Source organism: Peptoniphilus koenoeneniae (genome assembly GCF_030812875.1).
GTDB lineage: Bacteria > Bacillota > Clostridia > Tissierellales > Peptoniphilaceae > Peptoniphilus_B > Peptoniphilus_B koenoeneniae.
Map to the genome: position 1 here is coordinate 1 of NZ_JAUSTN010000018.1, position 1,044 is coordinate 1,044.

The following is a 1,044-nucleotide window of genomic DNA, read 5'->3' on the forward strand; positions in this document are numbered from 1 at the left end:
TTTGTCCTTTTGGGCTTTGTCCTGTTCGCTCGCCGCTACTTGGGACATCGAGTTTTCTTTCTTTTCCTCCGGCTACTTAGATGTTTCAGTTCGCCGGGTTCGCTTCTCATACTTATTTGTTTGGGTATGAGATGATCTTTTGATCGGGTTTCCCCATTCGGATATCTGCGGATCATTGGATATTTGCTCCTTTCCGCAGCTTTTCGCAGCTTGTCACGTCCTTCTTCGCCTCTTGGTGCCTAGGCATCCGCCTAATGCTCTTTTTAACTTGACCTTTATTAATTGACTGTTGTCATTAATTTTTCCAGTGATTTGTCTTTTCTTTATTTCTTTTGAAATTTGATTTGACTAATCTTTTCTTGATTTTTTTGATTTTGTAGTTGTCATGGTTCTTTTGACAATTTTCTATTGTCTTGGTGGAGATGAGGAGATTCGAACTCCTGACCCCCTGCTTGCAAGGCAGGTGCTCTCCCAACTGAGCTACACCCCCATAAAAATAAAATAGTGTGATTTGAATTTCTTTCCTTAGAAAGGAGGTGATCCAGCCGCACCTTCCGATACGGCTACCTTGTTACGACTTCACCCCAGTCATTAACCCTACCTTCGACGTCTGCTCCCTTACGGTTAGCTCGACGGCTTCGGGTATTGCCAACTCCCATGGTGTGACGGGCGGTGTGTACAAGACCCGAGAACGCATTCACCGCAGCATTCTGATCTGCGATTACTAGCAACTCCGACTTCATGTACTCGAGTTGCAGAGTACAATCCGAACTGGGATCGGCTTTATGGGGTTTGCTTTACATCACTGTTTCGCTTCCCTTTGTTCCGACCATTGTAGCACGTGTGTAGCCCAGGGCATATAGGGCATGATGATTTGACGTCATCCCCACCTTCCTCCGATTTGTCATCGGCAGTCCCACTAGAGTTCCCATCTTTACATGCTGGCAACTAATGGTAAGGGTTGCGCTCGTTGCGGGACTTAACCCAACATCTCACGACACGAGCTGACGACAACCATGCACCACCTGTATTGAGGCTTCCGAA

1 tRNA gene and 2 rRNA genes are annotated in these 1,044 nt (G+C 46.5%); all 3 read right to left on the reverse strand.

From position 1 onward, the window contains the following. Positions 1-274 (reverse strand): 23S ribosomal RNA (locus J2S72_RS08710); the annotation flags it as partial. A gap of 140 nt (positions 275-414) precedes the next feature. Next, positions 415-490: transfer RNA gene (locus J2S72_RS08715), tRNA-Ala, on the reverse strand. Positions 491-529: 39 nt separating this feature from the next. Further along, a 16S ribosomal RNA gene (locus tag J2S72_RS08720) occupies positions 530-1,044 on the reverse strand; the annotation flags it as partial.